This window comes from Corynebacterium sp. zg-331, assembly GCF_014267345.1.
In the GTDB taxonomy this organism is placed as follows: domain Bacteria; phylum Actinomycetota; class Actinomycetes; order Mycobacteriales; family Mycobacteriaceae; genus Corynebacterium.
Genome location: NZ_JACMYD010000001.1, coordinates 40,780 through 67,597 on the forward strand (window position 1 = coordinate 40,780; position 26,818 = coordinate 67,597).

General features: G+C 66.8%; 22 protein-coding genes, 2 tRNA genes and 1 pseudogene. 15 read left to right on the forward strand and 10 right to left on the reverse strand.

Translation table 11 applies throughout. The features are described from left to right. The first annotated feature begins 111 nt into the window (after positions 1 to 111). Together hutU and hutI are read left to right on the forward strand one after the other, a co-directional pair. A complete protein-coding gene (hutU, locus tag H7347_RS00245; RefSeq protein WP_186337051.1) occupies positions 112 to 1,800 on the forward strand; it encodes a urocanate hydratase in 1,689 nt (562 codons plus the stop codon). A 5-nt stretch (positions 1,801 to 1,805) separates the two neighbouring features. Further along, positions 1,806 to 2,984, forward strand: coding sequence for an imidazolonepropionase (hutI, locus tag H7347_RS00250; protein WP_152820275.1), 1,179 nt, complete (start codon positions 1,806 to 1,808; stop codon positions 2,982 to 2,984). A 55-nt stretch (positions 2,985 to 3,039) separates the two neighbouring features. Here the strand turns inward: hutI and H7347_RS00255 are convergent, their stop codons facing one another. After that, positions 3,040 to 4,779: an FAD/NAD(P)-binding domain-containing protein gene (locus tag H7347_RS00255; RefSeq protein ID WP_152820278.1), complete on the reverse strand. Its 1,740-nt coding sequence runs from the start codon at positions 4,777 to 4,779 to the stop codon at positions 3,040 to 3,042. Positions 4,780 to 5,138: 359 nt separating this feature from the next. Between H7347_RS00255 and H7347_RS00260 the strand changes: the two genes are divergently transcribed. Further along, positions 5,139 to 5,996 carry a squalene/phytoene synthase family protein gene (locus tag H7347_RS00260; protein WP_186337052.1) on the forward strand — a complete coding sequence of 286 codons (858 nt, stop codon included), beginning with the start codon at positions 5,139 to 5,141 and terminating at the stop codon, positions 5,994 to 5,996. Here the strand turns inward: H7347_RS00260 and H7347_RS00265 are convergent. Beyond that, entirely contained in the window at positions 5,993 to 6,976 is a 984-nt protein-coding gene (locus H7347_RS00265; protein ID WP_152820281.1) for an NADP-dependent oxidoreductase, read from the reverse strand. The genes H7347_RS00260 and H7347_RS00265 overlap by 4 nt on opposite strands. Before the next feature lie 32 nt (positions 6,977 to 7,008). Between H7347_RS00265 and crtI the strand changes: the two genes are divergently transcribed. From crtI to H7347_RS10900, 3 genes and pseudogenes are all read left to right on the forward strand, one after another. Then, positions 7,009 to 8,487 (forward strand): phytoene desaturase family protein, encoded by a 1,479-nt coding sequence (gene crtI / locus H7347_RS00270; RefSeq protein ID WP_152820284.1) that lies wholly within the window; start codon positions 7,009 to 7,011, stop codon positions 8,485 to 8,487. A 216-nt stretch (positions 8,488 to 8,703) separates the two neighbouring features. After that, the gene (locus H7347_RS00275) at positions 8,704 to 9,435 is read left to right on the forward strand and encodes a GntR family transcriptional regulator (protein WP_255476814.1); all 732 of its coding nucleotides are present in this window, start codon (positions 8,704 to 8,706) and stop codon (positions 9,433 to 9,435) included. A gap of 181 nt (positions 9,436 to 9,616) precedes the next feature. After that, positions 9,617 to 10,555 (forward strand): annotated as a pseudogene (locus H7347_RS10900) (leucine zipper domain-containing protein). Here the strand turns inward: H7347_RS10900 and pepN are convergent. Next, a complete protein-coding gene (gene pepN / locus H7347_RS00285) occupies positions 10,552 to 13,131 on the reverse strand; it encodes an aminopeptidase N (protein ID WP_152820289.1) in 2,580 nt (859 codons plus the stop codon). The pseudogene H7347_RS10900 and the gene pepN overlap by 4 nt on opposite strands. Before the next feature lie 216 nt (positions 13,132 to 13,347). On the opposite strand from pepN, the gene H7347_RS00290 reads away from it, so the two are divergent. Continuing rightward, positions 13,348 to 13,962 (forward strand): DsbA family protein, encoded by a 615-nt coding sequence (locus H7347_RS00290; protein ID WP_152820291.1) that lies wholly within the window; start codon positions 13,348 to 13,350, stop codon positions 13,960 to 13,962. 658 nt (positions 13,963 to 14,620) lie between these two features. Here the strand turns inward: H7347_RS00290 and H7347_RS00295 are convergent. The 4 genes from H7347_RS00295 to H7347_RS00310 form a co-directional block, all read right to left on the reverse strand. After that, positions 14,621 to 14,809 (reverse strand): hypothetical protein, encoded by a 189-nt coding sequence (locus H7347_RS00295; protein ID WP_152820293.1) that lies wholly within the window; start codon positions 14,807 to 14,809, stop codon positions 14,621 to 14,623. A gap of 34 nt (positions 14,810 to 14,843) precedes the next feature. Further along, positions 14,844 to 15,110 (reverse strand): hypothetical protein, encoded by a 267-nt coding sequence (locus H7347_RS00300; RefSeq protein WP_152820296.1) that lies wholly within the window; start codon positions 15,108 to 15,110, stop codon positions 14,844 to 14,846. A 17-nt stretch (positions 15,111 to 15,127) separates the two neighbouring features. Then, positions 15,128 to 15,412, reverse strand: coding sequence for a hypothetical protein (locus H7347_RS00305; RefSeq protein ID WP_152820298.1), 285 nt, complete (start codon positions 15,410 to 15,412; stop codon positions 15,128 to 15,130). Positions 15,413 to 15,778: 366 nt separating this feature from the next. After that, a complete protein-coding gene (locus tag H7347_RS00310) occupies positions 15,779 to 16,114 on the reverse strand; it encodes a hypothetical protein (protein ID WP_152820300.1) in 336 nt (111 codons plus the stop codon). 623 nt (positions 16,115 to 16,737) lie between these two features. On the opposite strand from H7347_RS00310, the gene H7347_RS00315 reads away from it, so the two are divergent. From H7347_RS00315 to H7347_RS00340, 6 genes are all read left to right on the forward strand, one after another. Beyond that, positions 16,738 to 17,202: a ribose-5-phosphate isomerase gene (locus H7347_RS00315; RefSeq protein WP_152820303.1), complete on the forward strand. Its 465-nt coding sequence runs from the start codon at positions 16,738 to 16,740 to the stop codon at positions 17,200 to 17,202. Between the two features lie 77 nt (positions 17,203 to 17,279). Continuing rightward, a tRNA-Gly gene (locus H7347_RS00320) sits at positions 17,280 to 17,351 on the forward strand. A gap of 93 nt (positions 17,352 to 17,444) precedes the next feature. Continuing rightward, positions 17,445 to 17,518: transfer RNA gene (locus H7347_RS00325), tRNA-Pro, on the forward strand. 36 nt (positions 17,519 to 17,554) lie between these two features. Next, positions 17,555 to 18,898 (forward strand): trigger factor, encoded by a 1,344-nt coding sequence (tig, locus tag H7347_RS00330; protein WP_186337054.1) that lies wholly within the window; start codon positions 17,555 to 17,557, stop codon positions 18,896 to 18,898. Positions 18,899 to 19,047: 149 nt separating this feature from the next. Further along, positions 19,048 to 19,674 carry an ATP-dependent Clp protease proteolytic subunit gene (locus tag H7347_RS00335; RefSeq protein WP_152820305.1) on the forward strand — a complete coding sequence of 209 codons (627 nt, stop codon included), beginning with the start codon at positions 19,048 to 19,050 and terminating at the stop codon, positions 19,672 to 19,674. Positions 19,675 to 19,718: 44 nt separating this feature from the next. Then, entirely contained in the window at positions 19,719 to 20,345 is a 627-nt protein-coding gene (locus tag H7347_RS00340) for an ATP-dependent Clp protease proteolytic subunit (RefSeq protein WP_018117702.1), read from the forward strand. Positions 20,346 to 20,348: 3 nt separating this feature from the next. Here H7347_RS00340 and H7347_RS00345 read toward each other — a convergent pair whose 3' ends face one another. Genes H7347_RS00345 through pdxS form a run of 3 tightly spaced genes read right to left on the reverse strand, consistent with a single transcriptional unit; the run spans position 20,349 to position 23,154 of the window. Continuing rightward, positions 20,349 to 21,719, reverse strand: coding sequence for an AMP-binding protein (locus tag H7347_RS00345; RefSeq protein WP_152820307.1), 1,371 nt, complete (start codon positions 21,717 to 21,719; stop codon positions 20,349 to 20,351). Positions 21,720 to 21,723: 4 nt separating this feature from the next. Next, positions 21,724 to 22,260, reverse strand: a complete 537-nt coding sequence (gene pdxT, locus H7347_RS00350; protein WP_152820309.1) for a pyridoxal 5'-phosphate synthase glutaminase subunit PdxT — start codon at positions 22,258 to 22,260, stop codon at positions 21,724 to 21,726. A gap of 3 nt (positions 22,261 to 22,263) precedes the next feature. Beyond that, on the reverse strand, positions 22,264 to 23,154 hold the full coding sequence (gene pdxS / locus H7347_RS00355; RefSeq protein WP_152820311.1) for a pyridoxal 5'-phosphate synthase lyase subunit PdxS: 891 nt from the start codon (positions 23,152 to 23,154) through the stop codon (positions 22,264 to 22,266). 224 nt (positions 23,155 to 23,378) lie between these two features. On the opposite strand from pdxS, the gene H7347_RS00360 reads away from it, so the two are divergent. Continuing rightward, positions 23,379 to 24,542 (forward strand): acetyl-CoA C-acyltransferase, encoded by a 1,164-nt coding sequence (locus H7347_RS00360; protein WP_152820313.1) that lies wholly within the window; start codon positions 23,379 to 23,381, stop codon positions 24,540 to 24,542. A gap of 4 nt (positions 24,543 to 24,546) precedes the next feature. Next, on the forward strand, positions 24,547 to 26,736 hold the full coding sequence (locus H7347_RS00365; protein ID WP_152820314.1) for a 3-hydroxyacyl-CoA dehydrogenase/enoyl-CoA hydratase family protein: 2,190 nt from the start codon (positions 24,547 to 24,549) through the stop codon (positions 26,734 to 26,736). The last annotated feature ends 82 nt before the right edge of the window (positions 26,737 to 26,818 follow it).

Here is a 26,818-nt window from a genome sequence, read left to right on the forward strand (position 1 = left end):
TCTTGAGCACCACAGTGCCGGCCCGACGTAGCGGGAATGACAGCCCCGGTCCCAAAGGCCGGATTCCCGCCGCAGTGGGCGTTGGCACGCGATGTTTTTGGAGGAAGATTCGTGGTATCCCAACCCCGCACCGTCCGCGCCCCCCGGGGCACCGAGCTCAGCGCCAAGTCCTGGCAGACCGAGGCCCCGCTGCGTATGTTGATGAATAACCTCGATCCCGAGGTGGCCGAGCGCCCCGAGGACCTGGTGGTCTACGGCGGCACCGGGCGCGCCGCGCGCAGCTGGGAGGCCTTCGATGCGATCGTTGATACGCTCAAGGCCCTGGGCGAGGACGAGACGCTGCTGGTGCAGTCCGGCAAGCCCGTGGCGGTGCTGCGCACCAACGAGTGGGCACCCCGGGTGCTCATCGCCAACTCCAACCTGGTGGGCGACTGGGCCACCTGGCCAGAGTTCCGCCGCCTGGAGGCTGAGGGGCTGATGATGTACGGGCAGATGACCGCCGGCTCCTGGATCTACATCGCCACTCAGGGCATTCTCCAGGGCACCTTCGAGACGTTTGCCGCCGTGGCCGCCAAGCGCTTCGGCGGCAGCCTCAAGGGCACCCTCACGCTCACCGGCGGCTGCGGCGGCATGGGCGGGGCCCAGCCGCTGGCCGTCACCCTCAACGGCGGGGTGTGCCTGATCGCGGACGTGGACGTCACCCGGCTCAAGCGTCGCCAGTCCAAGCGCTACCTGGACGAGGTGTACGAGGACCTCGACGCCGCCGTGGCGCGCGCCGCCCGGGCTAAGGAGGCCGGGGAGGCGGTGTCCATCGGTATCGTGGGTAATGCCGCCGAGGTGTTCCCGGAGATGCTGCGGCGCCACCGCGCGGGCGAGATCGCCGTGGACGTGGTCACCGACCAGACCTCCGCGCACGACCCCTTAAGCTACCTGCCCACCGAGATCGCCGTGGCGGACTGGCAGCGCGAGGCGGCCGACGACCCGGAGACCTTCACCAAGAAGGCGCGCGAGTCCATGGCCGCCCAGGTGCAGGCGATGGTGGAGTTCCAGGATGAGGGCGCGGAGGTGTTCGACTACGGCAACTCCATCCGCGACGAGGCCCGTCACGCGGGCTACTCCCGCGCCTTCGAGTTCCCCGGCTTCGTGCCCGCCTACATCCGCCCCCTGTTCTGTGAGGGCCTGGGCCCCTTCCGCTGGGTGGCCCTTTCCGGCGACCCGGAGGACATCCGCGTGACCGACCAGGCGCTCAAGGAGCTCTTCCCGGACAACGAGCACCTGCACCGCTGGCTGGACGCCGCCGAGGAGTACGTGGAGTTCGAGGGCCTGCCCGCGCGCATCTGCTGGCTGGGTTACGGCGAGCGCCACCAGGCCGGTCTGCTGTTTAACCGCCTGGTGGCCGAGGGCAAGGTCAAGGCGCCCATCGTCATCGGCCGCGATCATCTCGACTCCGGCTCCGTGGCCAGCCCCTACCGGGAGACCGAGGGCATGCTCGACGGCTCGGATGCCATTGCGGACTGGCCCCTGCTCAACGCCTTGACCGCCACCTCCTCCGGGGCCACCTGGGTCTCCCTCCACCACGGCGGCGGCGTGGGTATCGGCCGCTCCATCCACGCCGGGCAGGTCAGCGTGGCCGACGGCACGGAGTTGGCTGCCCGCAAGCTCGACCGTGTGCTCAGCAACGACCCGGCCATGGGCGTGATCCGGCACTTCGACGCCGGCTATGAGCGCGCCCGCGAGGTGGCCGAGGAGCGCGGGGTGAACATCCCCATGGCCTTCCGCTCCCGGGAGAAGGAGGCGTAAAACATATGGCCACGCTCTTTACCGGAATCTCCGAGCTGCGCACCGTCTCCGAGGCGGGCACCCTGCGCGACGCCGCCCTGGTGGCTGAGGACGGCGCGGTGGCCTGGATCGGGCCCGCCGGTGACGCCCCTGCCTGCGACGACGCCGTGGACCTCGGCGGGCGTGCCGTGCTGCCCGGTTGGGTGGACTCGCACAGCCACATGATCTTCGACGGCGACCGCGCCGAGGAGTTCGAGGCCCGCATGGCGGGCCAGGACTACGCCGCCGGGGGCATCGCCGTGACCATGGAGGCCACCCGCAGTGCCGGGGAGTCACGCCTGCGCGCGCTGCTGCGCCGACGCCTGGCGGCCGCGCGCGCCGGGGGTACCACCTGCATGGAGACCAAGACCGGCTACGGCCTGGATGTCTCCTCCGAGGAGATGGCGGCTCGGATTGCCGCCGAGGCGGTGGACGAGGTGACCTTCCTGGGGGCGCACGTGGTGCCCCCAGGCGCGGATGCCGAGGAATACGTGGAGCTGGTGTGCGGGGAGATGCTCGCCGCCGTGGCCCCGCACGCCGGGTGGATCGACGTGTTCTGCGAGCGCGGTGCCTTTAGCGAGGAGCAGTCCCGCCGCGTGTTGGAGGCGGGCCGGGCCGCGGGCCTGGGGCTGCGGGTGCACGGCAATCAGCTGGGCGAGGGGCCGGGCGTGCGCCTGGCCGTGAAGCTGGGGGCCGCCAGCGTGGATCACGTCAATTACGTCGATGACGAGGACGTCGCCGCCCTGGCCGCCTCGGAAACGGTGGCCACGGTGCTGCCCGCCTGCGACCTCTCCACCCGCCAACCCCTGGCCCCCGCCCGCCGGCTGCTCGACGCCGGGGCGCACGTGGCCATCGCCTCCAACCTCAACCCCGGCACCTCCTATACCTCGGCCATGACGTTCTGCGTGGCCACGGCCGTGTTGCAGCAGCGCCTCTCGCTCGACGAGGCCATCGCCGCGGCCACCGCGGGGGGAGCGCGCGCGCTGCGCCGCCACGACGTGGGCGGTGGGCGCGACGCCCAGGGCCGCCCCGCCAAGGGCACCCTGACGGTGGGGGCGGCGGCCGATCTGCACGTGCTCGATGCCCCGCACGCGATCGACCTCGCCTACCGCCCTGGCATGCCGCTGACCTGGCGCACGTACGTGGCGGGCGAGCGGGTGGCCTAACCTCGGCGTTGTGTGGCGGGTGGGAATCACTTCCGTCACACAACGATGGGAAAGATCAGCTGCCCAGCGCCACCGCCAGCGCGTGCCGGGCGGCCCGGTCGGTCTCCTGGAGCATGAGCGGGTCGGAGCCGGGTATGGGGGAGATGGTGGTGTCCGGCATCTGGGCGTGGGTGGGAATGCCGATGAGGTGTACGCGCGGGTCGGGGGCGCCGTCGGGATTGATGAGCACCCTGGTGGTGGCGTCGGTCTCCGGGGAGCCGCTGCCCGCAAAGGAGCGCCAGCGCCCGTCGAGGCAGCGGGCCAGGGGGTCGGCGGAGGCGCGGACGTCGAATGCGTGCATCCAAGCGTCGACGAGCACCCGGCCCGAGCGGGACTCGGTGCTGGTGGCCGCGCGCAGGGTGAAGCGCTCGTCCGCCTCCACCCGCGCCCCGGCGCCCATCATGGTGACTAGTCCGGCGTCGATGAGCGCGAGGAGCTGGCGGCTGCGAAACAGCGGCGGGCCGGACCCCACCATCTGGCCTAAGGCCATGAACCCGCGCAGCGCGGGCAGGGACTCCGGGGTGTAGCGGCCCTGGGCGCCCAGGAGGGACACCGGCTTGCGCGCCGCGCTGATCTCCCATAGGGCGGCCTTGGTGGCATCGCGCTCCCCGGCAGCGGCCGCGCGAATATCCTCGCCCAGTCGCCCGGCGATGCGCTCGGTGACCTGCTCGGGGGTGCCGGTCATCCCGGATAGCGGGTGCAGCCAGGCCGCGGGGTCAAAGGCCGGGTCGGCGTCTCGGGCGTCGCGGACGATGTCGGGCCAGACCTCGCGGAAGTCGATCGGCGCGGTGCCGGGGGAGAGCCTGGCGATGGCCTCCTTGAGGTGACGCAGCCGCGGCGTGGGCGGCAGGGCGCGGTAATCGGACTTGGGCAGGAAAGGGTAGCCGCGGCGGGAACCCACCGCGATGCGCGGCTCGCGGCCCGAGGGGAGGTAGCGCAGCCCAGAGCGGGTGGGGGCCTCCTCGAAGCGGCCGCCGCGGCCCAGGGTAAGCAACGCCATGACGTCGAAGAAGCCCATGCCCAGGCCGCGGGCGAGCACCTGCTCGCCGGGGCGGATGGCGTCGAGGTTCTGCTCCACGGGGTTGTCGGGGCGCACCCAGAGCAGGTCGTGCGCGGTGGCCGCGCGGTGCAGTCTCTTCTCCTCCGGCGTGCGGGCGGGCACCTGCCACCCCAGGGTCAGCACCGTGGCGTGGGCGGGCAGGCGGGTGCCGTCGGCCAGATCGATGAGGTCGAGGCCCGAGGACTCGGCCCGCCGCAGGCCGACGGCGCGGTGGCGGTGTTCGCGCACCGTCACGGCGGGCGGCAGGCGCCGCAGGGCCAGCTCGTAGCACCAGCGCAGGTAGGCGCCGTAGAGCGCCCGGCTGGGGTGGGACCAGGCCTCGGTGGCTCGGGCCTCGGCGAGGAAGGCGTCCCGGGTGGTGGCGTCGGCGGGGTGCTCCCACCAGGCGCGCGCCGCGGCCTCGGGCACGTCCGCCTCGCCGCGCAGGAGGCGTATCCACTCGTAGAGGGTGGGGCCCTCGGTTACGGGGGCGCCCACCGAGGAGCCCGGTTCGGTAAAGAGGGTGACCTTGGCCGCCAGGGTGTTCATGCACAGGGTGCGGGTCTGCTCGGGGTCCCAGACGCGTCCCGAGCCCAGGGGGGCATCGTCGATGAGGTGGAGGGTCAGGGGTGAGGCGGGGCGGGCGGCGGCGATGCGCTCGACGACGGAGACGCCGCGCGGGCCCATCCCTATGACGGCGATGGCGGGGGTAGTCATGGCGCCATTGTGGCATAGGGCGATCGGCTGACCGTAATAGACCGATCTGTCTTTATTGTCTTGTTACTGTTTGTGTGATTAGCCTAAAATGCAGGAAAATATCCTTTATCAGAATAGACAGATCAGTCTATAAAGGTGTGGAATGAAGAAAGCCGTGGGTGCGCCCCGCCGATAGCCTCACCCACGTGGAGGCCGGCGTGTAGAGAGGAATAGCACCTGCGCGCCCGAGGCCTGCGGGTCTATTCCGTGCTCACCAACGGGGCGAACAACCCCTTATTGCTTCCACGTCCGCCACCCGCTGCTGGCGGACGTCCGGGCGAGCCGGAATTTCCGCGCCGCTTCCGATACAATACCCACGCGTGACCACCAGCCGTCTTGCGCTCTTCGACGCACTCGCCACCCGGGCCAGTGCCCGGGTGCTGGCGGCCTATTCCTCCAGCTTTTCCCTGGCCACCCGGCTGCTGGGCGGCCGCGAGCGCGCCGATATTCGGGCCCTTTACGCGATGGTTCGCGTGGCCGACGAGATCGTGGACGGCGTGGGCGCGGAGGCCGGTATCGACGTCGCCGCCTGCCTCGATGCCTACGAGCGTGCGGCCCTGGCGGCCATGACGCACCGGTTTTCCCCCGACCCCGTGCTGCACGCCTTCGGACTCACCGCCCAACGATGCGGATTTGAGGAGGACTGGGTGCGGGCCTTCTTTGCCTCCATGCGCGCCGACCTCACCCCCGGCCCCATGAACCGGGTGGACTTCGAACGCTATGTCTACGGCTCCGCCGAGGTGATCGGCCTGATGTGCCTGAGCATTTTTCTGCGCGGGGTGTGCCCCGCGCCCACCGAGGGCCAGCGGGCCATCATGGGCGGCTCCGCCCGCAGGCTGGGGGCGGCGTTCCAGAAGGTGAACTTCTTGCGCGACCTTGGCGACGACGCTGCTCGACTGGAGCGCCGCTACTACCCGGTGACGTTGACCGAACGGGATAAGGCAACGATCGTGGCCGAGATCCGCGCCGACCTCGTGGCGGCGGAACCCGGCCTGGCGCTGCTGCCCCCCGCCGCACGCCGGGCGGTGACGGTGGCCCGGGACGTGTATGCGGAACTGCTAGACGTCCTTGATGAAACCCCCGCCGGGGAGATCGCGCGGCGGCGCGTGCGGGTGCCCGCCCGGCGCAAGTGGTGGTTGGTCGGGCGGGCAATGATCCTGCGCGTGGCCAGGCACTAAATCTTTACCACCATCTTGCCCTTGTTGCCCCCGCGCATCATGGACAGGAACGCCTCCACGGCGTTGTCCAGGCCCTCCACCACGGTCTCTTCGTACACCAGCTTGCCCTCGCGCAGCCAGGGCATCACCTTGCCCAGGAACTCGGGAGCGATGTCCAGGTGATCGCCCAGGGTGAAACCCTCCATGCGCAGGGATTTCTTGATGATCTCGGTCATGGTGCGCGGCCCGGGGGCTGGCTCGTCGAGGTTGTACTGGCTGATCATGCCGCACTCCACGAGCCGCCCGAAGCGGTTCATTGCGCCGATGGCGGCCTCCAGGTGATCCCCGCCCACGTTGTCGAAGTAGACGTCGATGCCGTCGGGCAGCTGCTGGGCGATGGGGGCGGCTTTGTAGTCCAGGGCCACGTCGAAGCCGTAGCGCTCGGTGAGCAGGGTGGCCTTTTCCGGCCCACCTGCCGAGCCGATCACGGTGCCGGCACCTAGCAGGCGGGCGATCTGGCCTGCGGCGCTGCCCACGGCCCCGGCCGCCCCGGAGACAAAAACGGTCTCGCCGGGCTTGAGGTTGCCTATGCGGGTCAGCCCGGCGTAGGCCGTCATGCCGGTAATGCCCAAAATCCCCAGGTAGGCCGAGGGAGAGACGGCTTCGTCCACGGCGCGGAACTCCTCGGCCGGGCCCTGGGCCAGGTCGCGCCAGCCCTGCTGATGGGTGACCAGAGTTCCGGTAGGCAGCGCCTCGGCGCGCGACTCCACCACGCGGCCCACGGCGGATCCGGTCATGGGGGCGTCGAGGGCAAAGGGCGGGATGTAGCTGGGGGCGTCGCTCATGCGTCCGCGCATGTAGGGGTCCACGGATATGTATTCGTTGCGCACGCGCACCTCGCCCGCGCCGAGGTCGGGCAGCTCGGCGCGCACGGCGCGGAAGTTCTCTGGTTGGGGCCAGCCGGTGGGGCGGGAAGCGAGATGAATCTGGTTACTGTGCATGGGGCACGATCATAGGGCCCTACAATGAGGGCATGGCAAGCGGGCACATAGTGGTCATCGGCGCGGGCGTGGCGGGCCTGGCAGCGGCGGCGTTGCTGGGGCGCAAGGGATACCGGGTCACGCTGTGCGAGAAGAACGAGGAGATCGGCGGGCGCGCTGGCTGCCTTGAGGAACGGGGCTTTCGCTTCGATACCGGGCCCAGCTGGTACCTCATGCCGGAGGCCTACGAGAGGTTCTTCGCGCACTTTGGCACCACCCCGGAGCGCGAGTACGGCCTGACCCGCCTCGATCCCGCCTACCGGGTGTTTCAGGGGGAGCGCCGGGTCGAGGTGCGCACGGGCGACGCCGAGGAGCTGTTCGAGTCCATCGAACCCGGCTCCGGCGCGCGCTTGCGCGCTCACCTCGATAGCGCCTCCGAGGCCTACTGCATCGCCCTAGAGACCTTCCTCTACACCACCTTCGAGCACCCCGCGCGCCTGCTCACCCCGCAGGTGCGCGCCCGGCTTCCGCACCTGGCCAGCCTGCTGGCCCGCCCGCTGGCCGCCAGGACGTCCCAGGTGGCCAGCGACCCGCTGTTGCGCCATATCCTGGAATATCCGGCGATGTTTTTATCCTCCCGCCCGGAGCGCATTCCCGCGCTCTACCACCTCATGAGCCACACGGATCTGCGCCAGGGGGTGTGGTACCCCACGGGTGGTTTCTTCGCCATCGTGGAGTCGATCGCCCGCCTGGCCGAGGAGTCCGGGGTACACCTGCGCCTGGGCTGCGAGGTGACCGGGATCGAGGTGCGCGGCGGGCGCGCCCGAGGGGTGCACACCGGCGGCGGCTTCGTGCCCGCCGACGCCGTGGTCAGCGCCGCAGATCTCCACCACACCGAGACCGCGTTGCTTCCCGCCGATTGTCGTACCTATCCGCCGCGGCGCTGGCGCCGCCGGGAGCCCGGCCCTTCGGTGGTGCTGGCCCTGTTGGGGGTGCGCGGGCGGCTACCCGGCCTATCGCACCACAACCTCTTATTTTCCCCGGATTGGCGGCCGGACTTCGACGCCGTGTTTAGCGGCACGGGCCCCTCGCGTTCCCTCTACGTGTGCAAGCCCTCGGTCACCGATCCCCACGTGGCCCCGGAGGGCTACGAGAATCTCTTTGTGCTCGTTCCCGCCCCGGCGCGGGCGGATCTGGGGCGCGGCAGCGCCTACGGGGAGGCCAACGGCGAGGTGGAGGCGATCGCCGATCGCGCCATCGAACAGGTGGCCCGGGCCGCGGGGGAGCGTGATCTGGCGAATCGGATCGTGGTGCGTCGCACGGTGGGGCCGGGGGATTTTGCGCGCCGGTATCACGCGTGGAGCGCCGGGGCGATCGGCCCCTCGCACACCCTGCGCCAGTCCGCTTTCCTGCGAGGATCGCAGGCCTCAAGGAAGGTCGCGGGCCTCTTCTATGCCGGGGCTACGACCCTGCCCGGAGTGGGGGTGCCGATGTGCCTCATCTCCGCGGAGAATCTTCTTCACTGGCTCTAACCACCCCCATATGGGGGTGGTTTTCTTGTGCTTTGTGCAATAGATTCAACAACGGAAGAATGGGCGGGAATAAAAAGTTATATCGTGAAACTGAGATGAACGCGCCCTGACGTGGGCGGAGCGAAAAAAGCCTATCAATAGCACCCGGACATGGTGCTCAGACGTCATATGCAAAATTGTTCATGTATTGGTAGCGTGATACGGGTGTCTGAACGGATGCCGAGAAAGAGTCCTGCGTACGTCATCATCGCAGACGAAATGAGAACGTGGATCGAACGTGGTGACTACGCGCCGGGAGACAAGTTGCCCAACGAGCGGCAGCTTGTGGAGGAGTTCGGGGTAGCCCGCATGACGGTTCGTCATGCCTTGGACATCTTGCAGATGGAGGCACTGATCGACCGGCGTCGCGGCCGCACCGGCGGTACCTTCGTCAAGGGGGTGCCACCCACGGTGGAACTCACCCGCCTGGAGGGCCTGATGATCCAGCTGCGTCAGCGGGGCCTTTCGGTGTACTCCAAGGTGCTCAGCGCCACCATGATGGAGGCCACGGTGCGGATCTCCCAGTCCCTTCATCTACCCCCGCATGCCCCGGTACTCAATATCGTGCGCCTGCGCTCGGTGGATACCACCCCGCTGCTCATCGAGAACAGCTACTACCCGGCCGACCTTGTGCCGGGGATGCTGGAGGAGGACCTCACTGGTTCCCTCTACGAGCTCATGCAGAAGCGCTGGGATATGGCCCCCACCCGCAAGTGGGAAATCATCAGCCCCGGCATCCCCTCGCAGTCGGAACAGGCACACCTTAATATCCCGCGCAACGTCCCCATCATGCGCATCCAGCGCGTGGCGCAGTCCAAGGACGGCAGCTACGTGGAGTATTCGGACGACGCCGTGCGCTCCGATATCGCCAAGATCAAGGTGGTCACGGAGGAGAACCCCGACTCTTAATTGTGGTGTTTAGGGAGGTTGGTTAGGTGTGTGTGGCGTGAGTGTATAAACGAAGGCTTCTTGTGATGGAATTGGAGTAATCTGAAAGCTAGTTCCACCGCAGGCAAGCCTTCTTGTGGCCCACACTACCCACTCCAACGCTGCTTTAATGCCACGAGCCCGGTTAAAGTTTGCTTAACTCATCATCGACAACGGCTGGCCCATCGCTCGCGCCGCGAGATGCTACAACGTCTCTTACAGGACCGTACAGAAATGGTCACGACGCTACCAACATGAGGGTAAAGCCGGAATGGCAGACCGGTCATTACGACCCCATCACCAGCCAAACCGAACCCTCACCTGCATAGTCAAACGCATCGTGAGCCTTGAGGGTCCGACGAGGGTTAGGCCCTATTGACATTTCTGAATGGCTCAACATGGCTGCCGTTATCGTTTATGCTGTGTTGGTTTGCTGTAGGGTTAACCGGCTTAGCTACATCGACTGTGAAACCGGTGAGGTGATTCGCCTATACGCGCGAGATCGTCCTGGTGAACTGCTCCAATGGATGTTAAGAAACTCGGTAAGATTCCTGATGGTGGTGGATGGTGCTACGTCGGGCGTCAACAGGGGTGTAAAGACTGGGCGTGACCTCAGCGTGTACTGGAGCGCCGATTAACGTTTTATCGATAAGTCTTTGATGGGGACGTGTTATCTCCATACTGTGATCGATGATTGCTCCGGCGTGGCTTGTGTTGAAGTCTGTGATGACGAGGAAAAGGATACCGCTGTTGCTGTGTAATGCGGTGGCCTGGTTTTCTAGTGTGGGGTCACGGTAGGGCGAGTTTTCATTGGTAATAGTGGCTGCTATCGATCTCATGTATGGAGGGGTACCTGTGCCGATCTTGATATCGTCCATAAATGTACTCGCCCTTACTGTCCGCAGACTAACGGGAAGGTTGGGTGTTTCTATTGCGCTTTGGTTGGGGGTGGGCTTTTAAGAAGTTTTATTTTTCAGGGGCCGCCTGTCTTGTTGTTTTGCTGGGGTGGGTTCATGCCTATAGTCATGGCAGATTTCATTCCGTGATTGGGGAGCTACCATCGATCACCAGTTTGGATAATCTCCCCAAGCATCACACCTAGCTCTCCCGGGGCGCGGCATCCACCCCGCGCAACCGAATGATGCGGGCCACGCGATCCCGGTTTTCTAGGATCACGCGGCGTAAGCCCGCGGAGGAGGCGGCCTCGATTAATGCATCGGCGCGATCCAGGGCCTCGGGCGTGGCGTCCCACACCGGGTAGAGCCCGATCAGGGTGCGCTGTGCCATCTCCGAACTCAGCTTTTCCCACACCCCCGGGGCCACCGCAAAGTACTCCTCGTTGAACTGCGCCAGCAGAGGTGCGGAATCGACCCAGGTCAACCCGGCCATCTTCGCGCGGGAATCCAGATTGGACATCTCCCCGGCCACCAGTTGCTCAAAGATTTCCCTCTTGACGGACTCCTCGGGCACCGCGGCCTGGGCGCGCAGCGCCGCCTGCGCCCCGGCCGAGGTGCGGTCCACCGCGCTGAGCTCCGTGATGGCGGTGCGCGCGGCATTCGCCTCTGGAAAGCCCCCGTGAGCGATCACGGAGGTCAGCGCTAACCAGCGCAGATCCGTCTGCGTTGCCGGATCCTCGTAGAGGCCGCGCAGGTACTGCGCGGCCTCCTCGGTCAACGGGGCGGAGGCGAGTTGGTGGGCAAAGATCAGCGCGGCGGCTGGGTCCTCTCGCTGGGCGCCTGCAAGCAGCAGGTCGCAGAGGACCTTGCGGCCTTCTGAGCGCGCCCAGGAGGGATCGGCGTAGCTGGTCACCGCCGTGGTTGCCTGCGCCAGGATCTTCTCCAGCACGGCCAGCTCGGTTTCGCTCGCCGCGCCGCGGGCCACGAGGGCTACGTAATCGCGGGGGCGCATCTGGCCATCGCGCACGGCCTCCCAGGCGGCCGACCAGCACAGGGTGCGGGCCATCGGGTCACCGATGCGCTCGATGTTGCCCAGCAGGAACTCCCGGGAACCCTCGTCGAGGCCCATGAGGCAGTAGGTGAGATCGTCGTCATTGACCAACACCAGGTCGGCGGCGGGTGTGCTCACGAGCTCGGGCACCTCGGTGCGTTCTCCCTCCAGGTCGATCTCCATGCGCCGGGTGCGCACCACCGAGCCGTCGATCAGCGAGTAGAGCCCCACCGCCACGCGGTGGGTGCGGGGGAGATCCTCCTGGATCACCCGGAAGGAGCGGTAGGCGCCGTCCTCGACCTCGAAGCTTGGGCGCAGCCGGGAGATCCCCGTGGTCTTGAGCCACTGCTCGGCCCAGTCGCTCAGGTCGCGCCCCGAGGCCTCCTCCAGGGCGTGCAGCAGATCGTCGAAGGTGGCATTGCCCCAGGCGTGGGCGGAGAAGTGGCGGCGCACCCCGGCAAAGAAGTTCTCCCGGCCCACGTAGGCCTGGAGTTGCTTGAGCACGGAGGCCCCCTTGGCGTAGGTGATGCCGTCGAAATTCTGATTCACCGTCTCGATATCGGAGGCGTCCGTGGAGATCGGGTGCGTGGTGGGTAGCTGATCCTGGCTGTATGCCCAGGCCTTTTCCACCGCCGCGAAGGTCACCCAGGCGGTGTGATACTCCGTCTCCTCGGCCTGGGAGATCGCCGAGGCCCAGGTGGCAAAGGACTCGTTGAGCCACAGGTCGTCCCACCAGCGCATGGTGACGAGATCCCCGAACCACATGTGCGCCAGCTCGTGCAAAATGGTATCCGCGCGGCGCTCGTAGCGATAATGCGTGGCCGGGGAGGTAAACACGTATTCGTCGCGGATGGTCACGCAGCCGGCGTTTTCCATCGCCCCAGCGTTGAATTCGGGCACGAAGATCTGATCGTACTTGCCGAAGGGATAGGAGAAGCCGAAGTTGCGGTGGTAGAAATCAAAACCTTGCTTGGTCTCCCGGAAGAGGCGCTGCGCGTCCAGATGCGGGGCCAGGGACTTGCGACAATACAACCCCAACGGCACGGTGACCTCCCGCGGCTGATCCGTCGGGGTCTCCGGGTGGTGGGTGAGCTGTCCCGTCCAGGTGCTGCGCACCTCGGTGTAGGGGCCCGCGCACACGGCGACCAGGTACGTGGACAGCGGGTAATCCACGGAGGAGGTGTGGGTCAGGGTGCGATCGTCGCGACGCACCGTGTGCTGCTCGGCGTTGCCGATCACCCGCCAGTCGTCCGGGGTATGCACGGTCAAGGAATAGGTGGCCTTCAGGTCGGGCTGATCGAAGCAGGCGAACATGCGCTTGGCGTCGGCCGTCTCAAACTGGGTGTACAGGTAGGTGCGGCCGTCGGCGGGATCCACGAAGCGGTGCAACCCTTCTCCGGTGCGGGAATAGGCGCAGGTGGCCACCACGCGCAGGGTGTGCTCTCCCGCCTCCAGGTCGGTGAGCGCGATGCCGTTTTCCTCGTGATACGCGCCGTCGGGGTGGGTGCTGGGGCGCAGATCGCGGCCGTCCAGGCGCACGCCCTCCACCCGGGTGGCCCGCAGATCCAAGAAGGTATCGCCGGAGCGGTGCGTGGCGAACTTGATCGTGGTGGTGGAACCAAACTCCCCGGAGTCGGGATCGCTGAGGTCCAGGATGACGTCGTAGTGATGGACGTCCACCATGTCGGCCCTTTCTCGGGCTTCCTCCTGCGTGAGATTGATAGAACTCATGGCTTCTGCCTTTCGTATCGCGGGTGATCCCGATGGGCGCGGAGGCACGGGGTGGGCGTGTGGTGCGCCGCGTGCGCATGGTCGTGGGGGAAACCCAAGAATGGGTTGAGTCCCATCGCTGTGCACCTACCACCGTAGTACGCTATATCGCCGTTTGTACCCGGGGGTGGTTATCGTGGAGGGGAACGCGATACCGCACGAACGTGAGGAGCCTCCATGCCCACCCCTGTGACCTTTTGGTTCGACGTCTCCTGCCCGTTTTGCTGGCAGACCTCCCGGTGGATCAAGGAGGTAGAACGAGTCCGCGACATCACGGTGGAGTGGGTGCCCATGTCCCTCTCCGTGCTCAACGAGGGGCGCGACCTTGATCCCGATTACCTGGAAAAGATGAAGGCCAACTGGGGCCCGGCCCGCGTGTTTGCCGCCGTGAAAACCCGGGAACCCGAGCGCATCGACGCCCTCTACACCGCGATGGGCACCATCATCCATCCCGGTGGCCAGGGCGCGAAGAAGGACTACGGCGCCTACAACGGCGTCATCGCCCAGGCGTTAGCGGAGGTCGGCCTGGACCCCGCCTACGCCGAGGCTGCCGATACTACCGAATGGGACGAGCGGCTCCGCGCCTACCACCAGGGCGCGATGGACGCCGTGGGCGACGAGGTGGGCACCCCCGTGGTGCGACTGGGCGAGACTGCCTTCTTCGGCCCCGTGATCACGCGGGTGCCCCGGGGCGAAGAAGCCGGTGAGCTTTTCGACGCCGCCGTGACGCTCGCCGGGTACCCGCACTTCTTCGAGCTCAAGCGCACGCGGACGGAGAACCCGCAGGTGTAGGGCGCGCTGCGGGGGCTATGAGATGTCGCCAGCATTCGCGGAGCACGTCGCCGTGGCCCCACCCCCGAAGCGGTGTTCTCCACGAGCGTTTTTCCGTCTTTCACGATCTTGCAGGTGATAGTTCTCTCGTCGCCAATGCCGTTCGTGGCGGAGAGGTATCCTCCGATAATGCCCTTCACGGTGACTTCATTTTTCCACCCTGCGGCCACGCCGTTTTCCTGCGTGCTGCCCTGCACCCGGGGTGCGCGGTGGGTACGGCGCGTGTTCAGGCGGTGTGAGCGCGCTACCTCGGCAACTCCGGACTGAGGAAGGGTAACTTATTTGCGAGGCCCTCGCGTTCCTTTGATGAAAGCCAGGATCAACGGGGTTACCGCTCCGAGACTGAAAATAGAGGCCCCCACGGTAGACTCTGGTGAATCAAGCAGCAAGAGACTGGTGAACGCTAACGCGAGGCAAAATACCACCAGCAAGGCGGCAAAAATGAAGCTAGCCCACTCTAGCCATAGCCCTGCCTTGTACGATGCTCGTGTTACCTCACGATCAAGAACTTGATTCTCATGGGCATCGTCAAGAATGGTTTGCCCGGAACCGGGGAAATTGTGCTCGTACTCAGCGAGCATCCCCGGGGGTGGAATAGGGGCTGTGTAGCCGACCTGTACTACTTCCGATCCTGACTGGGGCCGTACTGGTGGAACGCCTGCCTGATCGAGTTGCCCACCGAAGTGTAGGCTCGCGCCGTCCGTGTCCGGTTGCGCTGGTGGGCCTCCTGGGTGATCTCGTTGATTCTGGAGGAAGTAGCCAGGTTCATCGTTCCGGCCCGCCGGAATGCTACCTGGATTGTGTTCATGGTTCATAACCTTACCTTCCGATGATGAAGGAATCTAGATATAGAAATTCATACGGTGAGGTGCTTGGCCTCCCAGGTCTCTGCCCCACACGCTCACGAGGTGTTGGGTGACGCCCAGTTCGGCGGCGATGATCCTGGGGTCGTGGCCGTAGGCTTCTTCTGCGGTGTAGTCTGTCTCGGAGTAGGCCTCGCCGACGGGGATGGTTTGGGTAGCGATGGGGTTGGGGTCGTAGACGGGTGGTTCGGCGCTGGGCGCGGTCTCCGGGGTGGGTGCGTCCTCGATGTCGGGGTCCTGGTTCATCGCGGGAATGGTGTCGTCTAGCGCGATGTTTGGCTGTGGGGTTTCGTCGGCGCCGGGGACTGCACTACCGGTCTTTGCGCGGCTTCCCCTTCGGGGGCATTCTCGTGAGGCTCGCGGTGTTCCGCGGCCGCAGGGCTTTCGGCGGCGTCCTCATCCTTCTCCTGCGCGCCGTTTGCGCCGTGATTATTCTTCGATGGGGTTCGGGCGGCAGTGGTTGTGGTGCTTTTCGTGCCGCAGGAGGCAAGCAGCAGCCCGCTGGCGGCGAGGACCACGACCCCCAGGGCTTTCTGGCGGATAACCATAATGATCTCCCTTTATCTACGTTGTGATTTTTCTGTGAACTGTATCTCGTATGTGTGGGTGGAAATTACAGTCCGGGGGTGCTTGGAGGGAGGAAATGGGGAGAAAAGCGCAGGTCATCGCCGCAGTATCGGCGGTTTTGCGGCATTTTGATCTATCTGCCCTTCGGGGTGATATTCCTGCGGCGTCGCTGTGGGCAAGGAGGTATCGGGGTTTCCTCGGAGGCGCATGGCTCGGTGATGGAATTGTGCGGCTGTGGCCTCGTCGAGGTGGGAGGCACGCGGGGTAAGAAGGTAAAAGCGCGAGGCCCCGCATTTATGTGGGGCCTCGCGCGTGCGCCGCAGCGCCGTGCTAATCCGTGGAGTTGATTAGCAGTTGTCCTCGGCGGGGGCATCGCCGGTGGCCTGCCCGCCGCCGAACAGGCCGCTTAGGCCGCCGAGGGTGTCCACGATGCCCTTGGCGGTGTCCACGCCCTTCTGGGCGTTATCCAGGCGCTTGCCGGTCAGGTCGGCCTTCTCTAGATCGGTGGGCTTGGTGGCCTCCTTCTTGGCGTTTGCCTCCTTCTGCGCGGCGGCGGCCTCGGGGGAGAGGGTCCGGCCGGGGATGAAGGTGGGGCGCTCGTCGGCCATCGCGGGGACGAGGGTGGCGGAGGTGGCCACGGCCAGGGCGGCGGCGCTCACGGCGAACTTACGAGACAGCTTCATGGTTGATGTCTCCTTTCGTCTGTTTTCTGACATGTCGCGTGGCGAGGTTTGATGTTGTGCATCGTTATTTCCGCACCACGGGAAGCCAGCATAACGGGAATGTGGCGCGATGGGTAATGAAAATGGTTACGGTAAGGTAAATTTTTTGTTTCACTTTGGCAACGCGCCCCGCATGGTGCTGTGACCAGCAAGGTTGTCTCGTTTGGTGCGTAAAGAAAGGGGCCGGTCGACTCTCGGGAAAAATTTAAGGTCTGACTACTTTCCTGTTTTATGTTCCATATTTTTCCGTCGCTCGGAGTGGGAACCCGCCTGCTAGGGGAAGCGCTGAACGGAATAGGTGCCGCCCTCGCCGTGGGAAACGCCCACGCCCAGGTGGGTGGCCTCTTCGTCGAGGGGCGCGTCCCGTTTCGGGGCGGTAGGCCATGCTCCTCGCGCGCCTGGTTGCTCAGCTCGTAGATCTCCTGGGCGGTGGTCCGGCTACCTGTGCCGCAGCGCTGTGCTGCTCGTGATTAGTGGTGGTCATCGATGGGTTTTCCTTTTGCCCCTGAAGGGAACATGGGTATGTATCAGATTCTAAGTATGGCGACCCCGCGGGAGCGTCTATCTTCGATAGAATCGCTGTTATGCGCGTATATCTAGGGGCGGACCATGCCGGATTTGAACTCAAGAATGCTATCGCGGAGCACCTGCGGGGCGCCGGGCACGAGGTGATCGACTGCGGCGCCCACGATTACGATCCCGAGGATGACTACCCGGCCTTTTGTATCGAGGCCGCGCAGCGGACGGTCAACGACCCGGGTTCTCTGGGCATCGTGCTGGGCGGTTCCGGCAACGGCGAACAGATCGCGGCGAACAAGGTCGCGGGTGCGCGCTGCGCCCTGGCGTGGTCGCAGGAGACGGCCCGCCTGGCCCGCGAGCACAACAACGCGCAGCTCATCGGCATCGGTGGACGTATGCACTCCACGCAGGAAGCGCTCGCGATCGTGGATGCCTTTCTGGACCAGGAGTGGTCGCAGGCGCAGCGCCACCAGCGCCGCATCGACATCCTGGCCGATTACGAGCGCACCGGGATCGCCCCCACTGCCTAGTCGCCGCGCCCGGGGTGGGGGCGATGCACGGCGTTTGGTATCGCACACCTGGTGCGATACACTGCCAATCGCGCCAGGGGAACGTCGTATAGTGGCTAATACCTCAGCCTTCCAAGCTGAAGACGCGGGTTCGATTCCCGTCGTTCCCTCCGGGATAAGGCCTCGTCGCTCGTGCGACGGGGCCTTTAACCTACCCCGGTGTGTAGGGGATGGCGGCGATGCCGGTAAAGTGGCGGTCTGTACGGGGCGTGGCGCAGCTTGGTAGCGCACCTGCTTTGGGAGCAGGGGGTCGCAGGTTCAAATCCTGTCGCCCCGACGTACACATCTATCACCGAATCCAGGAGAGTGACTCGTGAAGAGTTCCGTCGAGAAGCTGAGCGACACCCGTGTCAAGCTCACTGTGAACGTTCCTTTCGATGAGCTGAAGGGCGAGCTCGACCAGGCGTATGCCGCCATTGCGCAGCAGGTTGCCATTCCCGGTTTCCGCAAGGGTAAGGCTCCTCGGCAGCTTATCGACGCCCGCTTTGGTCGCGGCCCGATCTTGGAGCAGGTGGTCAATGACATGCTGCCCTCCCGTTACGAGGCGGCCTTGAGCGAGAACGAGCTCAACCCGCTGGGTCAGCCGGACGTGGACGTCACCGAGATCAAGGACAAGGAGTACGTGGAGTTCACCGCCGAGGTGGACGTGCGCCCCGAGTTCGAGGTGCCGGACTTTTCCGCCATCGAGGTCACCGTCCCCGCCCTCAAGGTGGATGACGAGGCCGTGGACGAGGCCATCGACCAGCTGCGCGGTCGTTTCGCGGAGCTGAAGGACACCAAGCGCAAGCTCAAGACCGGCGATTACGCGATCATCGACCTCAAGGCCACCATCGACGGCGAGGTTGTGGACGAGGCGACCACCGAGGGACTGTCCTACGAGATCGGCCAGGGCGACCTCATCGACGGCCTGGACACCGCGCTGCGTGGCATGAAGACCGGGGAGGATAACGAGTTCACGGCCACGATCCGCAGCGGGGAGCGCAAGGACGAGGAGGCCACCATCGCCGTCCACGTCCAGCAGACCAAGGAGCGTAAGCTGCCCGAGCTCGACGAGGAGTTCGTGCAGATGGCCTCCGAGTTCGACACCGTGGAGGAGCTGCGCGAGTCCACCAAGAGCCAGGTGGAGGAGTCGAAGAAGGCCGAGCAGGCCACCGCCATCCGCGACGCCGTGCTGGAGAAGGCCCTGGCGGACGCCGACTTCCCGCTGCCCGAGGGCGTGGTCAGCGAGCAGGTACACAACCAGCTCCACCAGCTGCTGGGGCAGCTCGCCCACGACGAGGCGGCGCTGAACTCCGCCCTGGAGCAGCAGGGTACTAACCGCGAGGAGTTTGATAAGGAGCAGCGCGCCAGCGCCGAGGAGGCCGTGCGCACGCAGCTCTTCCTCGATGCCCTGGCCGAGCAGGAGGCCCCGGAGGTCTCCCAGCAGGAACTCACGGATCACATCATGTTCACGGCGCAGGCCTACGGCATGGATCCCAACCAGTTCGTGCAGCAGCTTTCCCAGTCAGGGCAGATCGCGAACCTGTTCTCCGATGTGCGTCGCGGTAAGGCCCTGGCCGCCGCCATCTGTCGCACCACGGTCAAGGACGACGAGGGTAACGCCGTGGATCCCACGGATTACTTCGGCGAGGAGGACGAGGCCGAGGATAAGGAGTAATCCTTATCTTCGTCCCTCGTCGAGGCCCGGCTCCGCGGAGCCGGGCCTCTTCCTATGTTTTTTCGATGCCCTCGCGAGGCTTCAACGCTGTGAGCGAACAGCGCGCTTTTTGCTCGGAGGCGCGGGTAGCCTGTGGAAGGTATCGAACGATGACAAAGAATCAAGGAGACGAAACCATGAACGTACCTAGCACGCTGGCAGCGGAGGCCCCGGGCCTCAACCTGAGCGATTCCGTGTACGAGCGCCTACTGCGCGAGCGCATCATCTTCCTGGGCAGTCAGGTGGACGATGAGATCGCCAATAAGCTGTGCGCCCAGATCCTGTTGCTCTCCGCGGAGGATCCCACCCGGGACATCTCCCTTTACATCAACTCCCCGGGCGGCTCCGTGACGGCGGGCATGGCCATTTACGACACGATGAAATATTCCCCCTGCGACGTGGCCACCTACGGCATGGGCCTGGCGGCATCGATGGGGCAGTTCCTGCTCACCGCGGGCACCCCCGGCAAGCGCTTCGCCCTGCCGCACGCCCGGATTATGATGCACCAGCCCTCGGCGGGCGTGGGTGGCACGGCGGCGGACATCGCGATCCAGGCCGAGCAGTTTGCGGCCACCAAGAAGGAGATGGCCCAGCTCATCGCGGAGCACTCCGGGCAGACCTTCGAGCAGATCACCAAGGACTCCGACCGCGACCGCTGGTTTACCGCCGCGCAGGCTAAGGAGTACGGGCTGGTGGATCACGTGATCACCACGGCCCAGGGGTCGGTCAGCAACTAGCAGGCGAGCACCCGAAGAATACTGACACAAGAGGAGACGATCCCATGAATAACGCTTTCCAGATGCCCTCGGCCCGCTACGTGCTGCCCTCCTTCATCGAACAGTCCGCCTACGGCACCAAGGAGACCAACCCCTACGCCAAGCTCTTCGAGGAGCGCATCATCTTCCTGGGCACCCAGGTGGACGATACCTCGGCCAACGACATCATGGCGCAGCTCCTGGTGCTGGAGGGTCTTGACCCAGACCGGGACATCACCATGTACATCAACTCCCCGGGTGGCTCGTTTACCGCGCTCATGGCCATCTACGACACGATGCAGTACGTGCGCCCGGACGTGCAGACCGTGTGCCTGGGCCAGGCGGCCTCGGCGGCGGCGGTGCTCCTGGCCGCGGGCGCCAAAGGCAAGCGCGCGGTGCTACCCAACTCCCGGGTGCTTATTCACCAGCCGGCCACCCAGGGCACCCAGGGGCAGGTCTCCGACCTGGAGATTCAGGCCGCCGAGATCGAGCGCATGCGCACCCTGATGGAAAAGACGCTGGCTGCCCACACCGGGCGCACCGCCGAGCAGATCCGCATCGACACGGATCGAGACAAGATCCTCACCGCGGAGGAGGCGGTGGAGTATGGCATCGCGGATCAGGTGTTCCAGTACCGCAAGCTCAACGACTAGGCGCTACTCGTCCGAGTCGTCTGCACAGTCCCGGAGCAACCGCCGCAGGATCTTGCCGGTGGCGGCCCGGGGGATGGACTCCACCACGGTGACCCGGCGCACTTTTTTATAGGGGGCCACCCGCCGCGCCACCCACTCCCGGACGTCGTCGGGCTCGGCGGTGCCCACCACGAAGGCGTGGGGCACCTCCTCGCCGCGGAGGGTGCCGCGCGTCACCGCCACGTCGCGCACCCCGGGGCAGGCGGCGATCACCTCCTCTAGCTCCGCGGGGCTGACCTGATAGCCCCGGTACTTGATGAGTTCCTTGGAGCGCCCGGTCACGCGCAGGGCGCCGTCGGGGCCGGCGGCGACCAGGTCGCCCGTGGGCAGCCAGCCCTCCACCAGGGGGCCGGGCGCGTCGAGATAGCCGGAGCAGAGCTGCGGGCCGCGCACCCAGAGTTCGCCGTCCACGATCTTGGTCTCCGTGCCGTCCACCGGGCGGCCGATCCCCAGGGGGTCGCCCCGGCGCATCATGTGGGTCACGGGGGAGGCCTCCGTCATACCGTAGCCCTGGATGATCTCCACGCCCAGGCGTCGGCCCACGCGGCGGGCGAGGTCGGGGCGCAGGTCCGCCGCCCCGGAGAGCATGACGCGGGTGTGCCGGAAGTCCTCGGCCGAGTAGTCCTCGGAGTCCAGGGCGGCCACGATGGGCGGGGCCACGTAGCTCCACCCGATTCGGTGCTCCGCGTGCAGGCGGGCGAAGGCGCGGGGCTCAAAGCGCGGCATGAGCACCACGTGGTTGCCGTTGGCCAGGGAGCTGTGCAGCAGCACGTTTAGGCCGTAGATGTGGCTCAGCGGCAGGGGCGCGAGCACGCTCCAGCGCGGGTCGAGGTCGTTGCTGCGCAGGGCTGTCACCGTCTGGCGGATGTTCGCGCTCAGCGCGCGATGGCTGAGCATCACAGGCTTGGGCTCCGCCGTGGTGCCGGAGGAGAGCGCGAGCACCGCGGCAGCCTCCGGGTCCGCGGTGGGGGAGGGGGTGAGGGGGCGGCTGGCACCCGCGTGGAGACTGCGGGCCGTGGGGACGTCGAGGAGCAGACGCGCCCCGGTGCGCCGCATGGCGCGGCGCGTCTCCTCCTCGGTGAGCAGCGGATTGAGCGGAACCACGGTGGCCCCCGCACCGAGGATGCCGTGCAAGGCGGTGGCGAACTCGACGCAGTTGGGGGTCTGCAGCGCCACTGCCTCGCCGGGGCGCACACCGCGCTCGCGCAAGGCCAGGGCGCTGGCCTCGATGAGGGCGCGCAGCTCGCGGAAGGTGACGCCGCCGCGGGGATCGCTCAGCGCCGGGCGATCCGGGGCGCCGGCGGACAGGATCGCCTGGGTAATCGGGGAAGGCACTCCTCTATTGTGCGGCAGACTCCAGGAGAAGACGATGCAGGGTGGTATCCCCGGTGAGCTCCGGGTGGAAGGAACAGCCCAGTCGGTTACCCTGGCGCACCCCCACGATGGCCCCCTCGTGCCACGCGCAGGCCACGGCGGTGGCCCCCGCCGAGGTGATCTTGGGGCCGCGGATGAAGGCGGCCTCGATGGGGGTGCCCTCCCAGTTCACGCGGGTCTGCACGGAGCACACCTGCGGGCCGAAGGCGTTGCGCTCCACGGAGGCGTCCAGTAGCCCCCAGCGGCTGAGCAGGATCAGTCCGGCGCAGGTGCCCAGCACCGGGGCGCCAGCTTCGATGGCGCTCACGAGGGGCTCGCGCACCCGGAAGATGCCCGCCAGCCGGTCGATCGGGCCGGATTCCCCGCCGGGCAGCACGAAGGCGTCCAGCCCGGGGACGTCCTCCGGGCGGCGCACCAGCCGTACCCGCGCGCCCAGATCGGTGAGCATCTCGGCGTGCTCGGACACCCCGCCCTGAAGGGCGAGAACACCCACGGCAACCATGAGTTACCAGCCTCGCTCCGCCAGGCGGTGCGGCGCGGGGAGATCGTTGACGTTGATGCCCACCATGGCCTCGCCCAGGCCGCGGGAGACCTCCGCGATCACGGCGGGGTCGTCGTAGGCGGCGGTGGCCTTGACGATGGCGGCGGCGCGGGCAGCGGGGTCGCCGGACTTGAAGATGCCCGAGCCCACGAACACGCCGTCCGCGCCGAGCTGCATCATCATGGCGGCGTCGGCGGGGGTGGCCACCCCGCCCGCGGTGAACATCACCACGGGGAGCTTGCCGGTGCGGGCCACCTCGGCCACCAGGTCGTAGGGGGCGGCGAGCTCCTTGGCGGCCGCGTAGAGCTCCTCCTCGCGCAGGTGGCGCAGGGCGGCGAGCTCCTCGGTGATGGTGCGGATGTGGCGGGTGGCCTCGGAGACGTCGCCGGTTCCGGCCTCGCCCTTGGAACGGATCATGGCCGCGCCCTCGGCGATGCGGCGCAGCGCCTCGCCCAGGTTGGTGGCGCCGCAGACGAAGGGAACGGTGAAGGGCTGCTTGTTGATGTGGTGGGTGTAATCGGCGGGGGAGAGAACCTCGGACTCGTCGATGAAGTCAACCTTGAGGGACTCGAGCACCTGGGCCTCCACGAAGTGCCCGATGCGGGCCTTGGCCATCACGGGGATGCTTACGGCGTCGATGATGCCTTCGATGAGGTCGGGGTCGGACATGCGGGCCACGCCGCCTTCGGCACGGATGTCGGCGGGCACGCGCTCCAGGGCCATGACGGCTACGGCGCCGGCCTCCTCGGCGATCTTTGCCTGCTCGGGGGTGACCACGTCCATGATGACGCCGCCTTTGAGCATGTCGGCCAGGCCGCGCTTGACCAGGGGGGAACCAGTGGTGGATTCAGTCATGCGGGCCATTATCGTCCGCCGCTATGGTCCAATGCTAGTGCCAATTCTGGGATATTTTTTTATACCACTCGCCGCAACCCTCCTGTGGCATCTCCCGGGTATTGCGGTATGTGGTGATGATGATTACAGTGAGGGAGGTTGCCGCGAATCGCCATTCGTATCGCGGGCCTCCGCCACCCGTGATGGCCCAGGATGGCGCCCGAAAACGTTTAAGGAGCAAGAACATGACGGAATCCGTTTATATCGTCGAGTCCGCGCGATCCCCCATCGGAACCTTCCTGGGATCCCTATCCTCCTACACCCCCATCGACCTGGGCACTCACGTCGCCAAGGCGGTGATCGAGCGTTCCGGTGCGCCCGCAGAGGCCTTCGACGCCTCCGTCTTTGCCAACGTGGTCACCTCCCGCCCGCGCGACGTCTACACCCCCCGCGCGGTGGCCCTCCAGGCGGGCCTGCCGCAGTCCAGCCACGCCTACGCCGTCAATCGCCTCTGCGGGTCCGGCGTCCAGGCCATCGTCAGCGCGGCCCAACAGATCATTACCGGAGATAGCAACCTCGCGCTCGTCGGCGGCACCGAGGTCATGAGCGCCGCGCCCTACTCCATCCCCGGCATGCGCAAGGGGATCAAGATGGGCGACGGCACCCTGGATGACTGGCTCACCGGTGCGCTTACCGACCCGATGGGGAACGGGATCATGGGCATCACGGCGGAGAACATCGCGGAGAGGTTCGGCATCAGCCGCGAGCGCCAGGACGAATACGCGCTGGAATCCCAGCGCCGCGCCCGTGCCGCCATCGAGGAGGGCCGCTTTGTCGATCAGATCGTGCCCGTGCCGGTGCGCGGCGGTGAGTTCACCACTGACGAGCACCCCCGTGAGACCTCCCTGGAGAAACTGGCCGGGCTGCGACCCACCTTCCGCAAGGACGGCGCGGTCACCGCCGGCAACTCCTCCGGCATTAACGACGCCGCCGCCGTCACCGTCATGGCCAGCCAGGCCGCCGTGGACGAGCACGGCCTGAACCCCCAGGCCCGCGTGGTGAGCTGGGGGATCGCCGGCTGCGATCCCAAGTACATGGGCCTGGGTCCGGTGGGTGCGGTGCCCAAGGCGTTGGCCAAGGCCGGCCTGAACCTGGGGGACATCGACCTCATCGAATCGAACGAGGCCTTCGCCGCCCAGTGTCTGGCAGTGTCCGACCAGCTGGGCTTTGACCCCGCCAAGACCAACGTGGATGGCGGCGCCATCGCCCTGGGCCACCCCATCGGGGCCACCGGCGTCATCCTGACCACCAAGCTCATCTCCCGGCTGCGCGCCACCGGCGGCCGCTACGGCCTAGTGACGCTGTGCATCGGCGGCGGCCAGGGTATCGCTCTCATCCTGGAGGTTTAACCACATGTCTGCTACGAACACCATTCGCACGGCCGCCGTCTTCGGCGCGGGTTCGATGGGCGCGGGCATCGCCGCCCACCTCGCCAACGCCGGGGTCAAGGTTCACCTGCTGGACATCCCCGCCGAGGGGGAGGACCGCGATGCCCGCGCCAAGAAGGGCATCGAGCTGCAGCTGAAGCGTCACGGCTTCATGCGCCCGGAGTACGCGGACAACGTCATCCCCGGTAACGTGGAAGACCACCTCGATCGCTTGGGGGAGGCGGAGTGGATCGTCGAGGCGGTCTTCGAGGACCTCAAGGTCAAGCAGGATACCTTCCGCCGGATCGACGCCCACCGCGCCCCCGGCACCCCGGTCAGCTCCAATACCTCCACGATTCCGCTGGCGGATCTCCTCGGCGGCCTGGATGAGTCCTTCCGCCGGGACTTTGCCATCACGCACTTCTTCAACCCGCCGCGCGTGATGCGCCTGGTGGAGGTGGTGGCCGGGCCGGATACCCGACCGGAGGTGATCGACTCCCTCACGCAGGTGCTGGAGTGCCAGCTGGGCAAGGTGATCGTGGATTGCCGCGACACTCCCGGTTTCATCGCCAACAGGATCGGTAACTTCTGGATGGCCGCCGGCGCGTACCTCGCCTTCGAGCAGGGCATTGCCCCCGAGCAGGCGGATACCGCCTTCGGCCGGGCCTTCGGTATCCCCCGCACCGGCATCTTCGGGCTCTTCGACTACGTGGGCCTGCAGCTCGTCCCTGCCATCTGGGGATCGCTGCTCTCCGCGCTGCCGAACTCCGACGCCTACCATCGCTTCGACATCACCCAGCGCCCGGAGTTCACCACCCTGCTGGACAAGGGCTACACCGGTCGCACCGCGCAATCCGGCTTCTACCGCGGCCGCGACGAGGTCTTTGACTTCGCCGCGGGCGACTACCGACCGCGCGAGACCTACACCGTGTCCCGGGACGCCCGCGAACTACTGACCACCGATACCCCCGAGGGGCGCTACGCCAAGGACGTGCTGCTAACCACCCTGGCCTACTGCTGCGATACCGCCCCCGAGATCTGCGACGCGGTGGACGCGATCGACGCCGCGATGGCCCTGGGCTACGGCTGGAAGAAGGGGCCCTTCGCCCTGGCGGATGCCCTCGGGGTGGAGTGGTTGGCCTCCCTGTATGATGGTGAGGCGCCGTCGCTGCTCGACGCCGCGGTCACGGCCGGCGGCTTCTACGCGGACGGGAAGGTCCTGGGCAGCGACGGTACCCCGAGGGCTCCCCGCGAGCGCGAGGGGGTGGTGACGGTGGCCGATCTGGTGGAAGGCGCCGAGGTCATCGCCTGCAACGAGGCCGCCACGGTGTATAAGCGCGCCGACGGCATCGCCCTGTATACCTTCACGACCCCGATGAATGCCTGCAGCGTTCCGGCCTTGGACATCATGCGCGAGGTGGCGCAGCGCACCGACCTGCGCGCCCTGGTGATCGCCTCGGACAACCCCACGACCTTCTGCGCGGGTGCCGATCTGCCCACCATCGCCCGGCTGGCGGCTACGGGCCGGGCCGAGGCCGCCTACGAGGTGGTGCGCGCCGGGGCGGTTTCCCTCCAGGTGCTGCGCGATGCCCCCTTCCCCGTGGTGGGCGCGGTGCGCGGCGTGGCCCTTGGCGGTGGCCTGGAGCTGCTGCTGCACACGGACGCCTCGGTGATTCATGCCGAAACCCGGGTGGGATTCCCAGAGCGTTCGGTGGGGCTCTTCCCCGGCTGGGGCGGCACCGTGCGCGTGCTGGAGCGCCTGGTGGAGATGGGGGCTCCCAACCCTCACCACGCGGCCTTTACCATGCTGCTGAACACCAAGCCCATCCCGGCGGTGAACCTTCCGCTGCTGCGCGAGGGGGATCGGGTGGTGCTTTCCCCGGATCACGTGATCGCGGACGCCCTTGCGTTGGCCGAGGAACTGGCCGAGGGCTATCAGTCGCCGGTTTCCGGGAGGCTGCCGCTTTACTCCGGCGAACTGTCCCTGGACGAGGGCAGCGAGACGGACAGGGCCATCGGCGAGGCCCTGGCTCGCGAGTACGCCGGTGAGGGCGAGATCGACGCCCACGAGCTGGGCCTGCGGGAGAGCCGCGAGGCCTCCGCGGTGCTGGTGCGGCCGAAGAACGCCGAGCGGGCCGCCCACATGGCTACCACGCGCAGGCCGTTGAAGAACTAGCGCGCTCGTGAAGGCAAGGGGGCGGCACCCGCGGGTGCCGCCCCCTTATCCATTCCAGGCCCTCTCCCGGGAGTCGCGTCAC